Raw genomic sequence first — 4,066 nt, forward strand, 5'->3', positions numbered from 1 at the left:
GCCGACACGTTGAAGGAGCGCAACATCCCGCCGTACGAGGGGGATGACTATTTCTCAATCGGCCGGCCACGGACATTCCGCTCGCTCAAGAACGACCTGGAGGCGGTGAACAAATACACCGCTGAAGGCTACGCCAAGATCGCTTCCGGCGAGATCGGCCGGACGGAGAACATCCGGTTCGTCGAGCAGACCAACATTCCTTCGGCGGGATGGTCGCAGGGCAAATCCGATACCGTCCATTTTTTCGGGGCCGACACGGTGGCCGAAGGCATTGTGGTTCCCGAGGAGATGCGAGGCAAGATTCCGGGGGACTATGGGCGATCGCGCGGGGTGGCCTGGTATTACCTCGGCGGCTTCGGGCTGGTGCACACGGTGGCGACGCAGGCCCGTGTCATCCAGTGGGACAGCGCGTCCTAAGCGCCAGGTGATCCTGGCAGTGTTTCGAGAGGAATGATTATGTCATACGATGACGCAAACAGTGTAATTCGTCGCGAGGGCTTTGCTGGTGAAGCCGGCGGCGCGGCGACCACGGAATATACCAAGTTCCGCAGCTTTCAAGCCGCCAAGCTCAAGAAGGCGCATGCCGTTGTGACCACGGCCGGGACCACCACGGGGCACGGTCTGGGGGTGTATCACGGCACCACTTCGATCGGCAGCATCACCCTGGGAACGGCCGCGGCGGGCTCCACGGCGGCTTCGGCGACCCTTGACAGGGCACTGGCAGCATACGATCAGGTGTCCGTCAAGACTCTGGCCGATGCCACCGGCAAGGCGCACGTGATCTTTGAGTACGAGGTCTTGCCCGATGCCGTGAAGACGACCTAAGAGGGACAGGAAGGCGCTGATCATCATCTAACCATTAGGTGGGGGTGTGCGTAAATTGGGGTTGTCTGAACCTCAACAGCACAAGGACCCCATCAAATGGCCGAGAAATACATTCCCTCTGGGCAGCTCCAGGGGGACACCACCCCTCTTCCCTACCGGGGCTCCGGTACCGGGTTTCAAGGCACCTCGCACGGTGTCGATTTCGACCACGACAGTACCCAGCGCCTGGCCGGTGTCGATGCGCAAAGTGACTCCTACAAGCAGTGCCTGCCGCACGACGACCCGTTCATCCCCATCCACCAATCGAGCAACCCCGATTTCACCGGCAGCCTGGGGCAGTTTGACGCAGGGAGCGCCGAGCGCGACGCTGACGTAGGGCAACGCGATGGCTAAGGTGCTCGACAAAAGCAGGGACTTCGGGGAGGTGTATGGCGCTGAATCGGGCGTCCGCTATGTGCAAGACGGCCTGGAGTTTGATGTCCAGGGGAACCTCCTGACAACCGGAGAAGCCACCTTGGTCAGCAAGACGGCGAAACCCCGCGGCAGGCCCAAGGCTACGGCGACGGTGTTTTCAGCCGATGAGCAAATCCTCGAACAAGAGGGGGTGCTGTGACCTGGCGTCCGGATGATCCCCAGGGCAATGAGGCCGCGAAGATTCGGTGGGAGATCGTGCCCTACACTCGGGGTGCTGTCGTCGATCTGGGCTGCGGGCCGAACAAGGCGTTCCCCCATTTCATCGGCATCGACAGTTGCAAGGACACCGCGCTGTTCGGCATCGAGATGAAGCCGGATGTGGTTGTCGAGGATTGCTCCGACCTATCCGGTGCCGTTTTGACGGAGAGCTGCGATGCGGTGTTCTCCTCACACCTCCTGGAGCACATCGAGGACTACCCAGCGGCGCTTACAGAGTGGTGGCGTTGCGTCAAGGTCGGCGGATACCTGGTTCTCTACCTGCCACACAAGTCGTTCTACCCACACATTGGCACGGCCGGGGCCAACCCTGACCACAAGCATGATTTCGAGCCGGTGGACATCATCAATGCCATGCGCAAGATTGTCGACGCCGAAGGCGGCTGGGACCTGGTGGAGCGGCAGCAGCGCAACGGCGCGGACGAGTATTCCTTTTTGCTGGTCTTTCGGAAGCGCGCAGAGTCAGGATGCCGGTTCGAACACCTCCAGCGCCGGCAGCCCAAGAAATCGGCCTGTGTCGTCCGGTACGGCGGCTTCGGGGACATGATCCAGACGGCCAGTATTCTCCCGGCGCTGAAACGGCAGGGGTATCACGTAACGGTGATGACCACACCCAAAGGTCAGGAAATCCTCCAGCACGACCCGCACATCGATGCCTGGTCGATTCAGGACACCGATCAGGTACCGAATGCCCTTCTCCCGGAATTCTGGGCGTACCAGGCCAAGAAATACACCGTGTTCATCAATCTCTCGGAGTCGGTCGAAGGTACCCTGCTTTCGATGCCGGGCCGGGTGAGCCACTCCTGGCCCGCCAAAGTCAGGCATGACATGATGAACCGCAACTACGGCGAGTTCGCCGCGAGCCTCGCCGGTGTGCCGTTCGCGCGTGACGGCAAGTTTTACCCTTCTCCCGAAGAAGACGCCGTGGCGCAAGGGAAGCTGCTTGCCGGCGGGATCAACCTCCTCTGGGCACTGAGTGGCAGCAGTTGCCACAAGTTCTACCCCGGTCAGGACGAGGTTCTGGCCAGCTTGCTCCGTGCTTTCCCACGGTGCCGGATTTTCCTGGTGGGAGACGAGACCTGCAAGCTCCTGGAACAGGGGTGGGAGAAGGAACCGCGGATCGTCCGGTTGTCCGGAGAACTCGGTATCCGGGACACTCTGGCGCTGGCGAAGCGGGTTGATGTCGTCGTCGGCTGCGAAACCGGTGTCCTTAATGCGGTAGCGTTCGAACCCAACCGCAAGGTGGTGATGCTCTCGCACTCATCGATCGAGAATCTCACGAAGCACTGGGTCAATACGGTTTCACTTACCCCCGTAAGCCTGCCATGCTACCCCTGCCACATGCTCCACTACAACTGGGACAACTGCCACCAGGACGGGCTGACAGGCGCAGCAAAATGCCAGCGTAGCATTCCGCCGAAGTCGGTATTTCAGGCGATCGTCACCACAGCGATCAAGGCGGTCGCATGAATCTGGACGAGCTACGCAATCTCTGGCGACGGCGAGTACAGGACATCCGCCCTGCGGGCTCCAATGCGCCCTATTTTTGGTCCGATGCTGATTTCTCCGGATTCCTGAACGAGGCGCAGAGAGAAGCCGCGCGGCGATCGCACCTTCTGGTGGATTCGACCCACGCGATGACGCAGGTAAGTGTTTCAGTGGGGGATCGGGTTGTTGCGCTCGACCCCAGGATTCAAGGCATCCGACGTGCCAGGATGGCGTCCAGTGGGGTTCCCCTGCCCTTGAGAAGCGTTCGGGATATGGACGAGTATCTTCCGGGTTGGGAAGACTCGGCTGCCGGCATACCTCGTTTCTACGTGCTCGATTACCAGTCCGGGGCCGTGTGTTTGTGGCCGCCATCTGCGAACGCGGACACCCTCAAGCTCACGGTGGTGCGCGATCCTCTGAACGAACTCGTCGAGGATGACGACGTGCCGGAGATCAATTCCCGCTACCACCTTGCCCTCCTGGATTGGGTCAGCTACCGGGCGTTTTCCGTGCCGGATACGGACACTAATGACTCCAAGAGAGCGGAGAAGGCTCTCGCGGATTTCGAGCGGGAGTTCGGAATCTCTGCAGGGGCAATCAACGAGCACTGGGCACTTGAACAATATGCCGACATCGGAGATTTCCAATAGTGCCTGACAAAGACTACAACCTGGCGGATATGCTCGAAGCCAGTCGCAAGGCGGATTTGCCCGAAGACCGTCGCAAGGCGGATTTATCGGAAAGCGAGCGCGACCGGATACACCAGAAGTTGGATGAGCTACGCGACATGATTCGTGATCACATCGAAGATGAGAAACAGATTGCCCCAGCGTTGAACGAACTGATCGCGCTCTGGCGAGCGTCGAAGATTATCGCGGTGTTTATTGCAGGTGCGGCAGCATTGATTTCTACCACTTGGGCGGCAGTAGTGTGGATAAAGGAGCACGTCAGATTATGAGTCTGAGGACCTTGAAACTGCCGTCGATTCGCATTGGGGCCTCAGCGGACATCCAGATCCGCATTGAGACAGACGAGATTGTTTTTGCTCTGATCGCGTCGATCA

Annotated in this window: 7 protein-coding genes; all 7 read left to right on the forward strand. The window is 59.8% G+C overall.

Annotated elements, in window-relative coordinates; genetic code table 11:
• The coding region (locus CAPSK01_RS19480; protein ID WP_034930667.1) for a hypothetical protein at positions 1-417 on the forward strand (417 nt) is incomplete at its 5' end.
• Between the two features lie 39 nt (positions 418-456).
• On the forward strand, positions 457-825 hold the full coding sequence (locus CAPSK01_RS19485) for a hypothetical protein (protein ID WP_034930669.1): 369 nt from the start codon (positions 457-459) through the stop codon (positions 823-825).
• Between the two features lie 96 nt (positions 826-921).
• Positions 922-1,218 (forward strand): hypothetical protein, encoded by a 297-nt coding sequence (locus CAPSK01_RS19490; protein ID WP_034930672.1) that lies wholly within the window; start codon positions 922-924, stop codon positions 1,216-1,218.
• Positions 1,211-1,438, forward strand: a complete 228-nt coding sequence (locus CAPSK01_RS19495) for a hypothetical protein (protein WP_034930675.1) — start codon at positions 1,211-1,213, stop codon at positions 1,436-1,438. The genes CAPSK01_RS19490 and CAPSK01_RS19495 overlap by 8 nt, the downstream gene beginning before the upstream one ends.
• 56 nt (positions 1,439-1,494) lie before the next feature.
• Positions 1,495-2,985, forward strand: a complete 1,491-nt coding sequence (locus CAPSK01_RS19500) for a methyltransferase domain-containing protein (protein ID WP_273704125.1) — start codon at positions 1,495-1,497, stop codon at positions 2,983-2,985.
• Positions 2,982-3,653 (forward strand): DUF6682 family protein, encoded by a 672-nt coding sequence (locus CAPSK01_RS19505; protein WP_034930680.1) that lies wholly within the window; start codon positions 2,982-2,984, stop codon positions 3,651-3,653. Before CAPSK01_RS19500 ends, CAPSK01_RS19505 begins: the two co-directional genes overlap by 4 nt.
• Positions 3,653-3,961 carry a hypothetical protein gene (locus tag CAPSK01_RS19510; RefSeq protein ID WP_034930683.1) on the forward strand — a complete coding sequence of 103 codons (309 nt, stop codon included), beginning with the start codon at positions 3,653-3,655 and terminating at the stop codon, positions 3,959-3,961. The genes CAPSK01_RS19505 and CAPSK01_RS19510 overlap by 1 nt, the downstream gene beginning before the upstream one ends.
• Positions 3,962-4,066: the final 105 nt, after the last annotated feature.

Origin of the sequence: Candidatus Accumulibacter vicinus (assembly GCF_000584955.1) — a bacterium.
Classification (GTDB): Bacteria; Pseudomonadota; Gammaproteobacteria; order Burkholderiales; family Rhodocyclaceae; genus Accumulibacter; species Accumulibacter vicinus.

Coding starts and splice junctions, on each gene's coding strand:
- CAPSK01_RS19485 (WP_034930669.1), top strand. CDS start 457: ATGTCATACGATGACGCAAACAGTGTAATTCGTCGCGAGGGCTTTGCT.
- CAPSK01_RS19505 (WP_034930680.1), top strand. CDS start 2,982: ATGAATCTGGACGAGCTACGCAATCTCTGGCGACGGCGAGTACAGGAC.
- CAPSK01_RS19495 (WP_034930675.1), top strand. CDS start 1,211: ATGGCTAAGGTGCTCGACAAAAGCAGGGACTTCGGGGAGGTGTATGGC.
- CAPSK01_RS19490 (WP_034930672.1), top strand. CDS start 922: ATGGCCGAGAAATACATTCCCTCTGGGCAGCTCCAGGGGGACACCACC.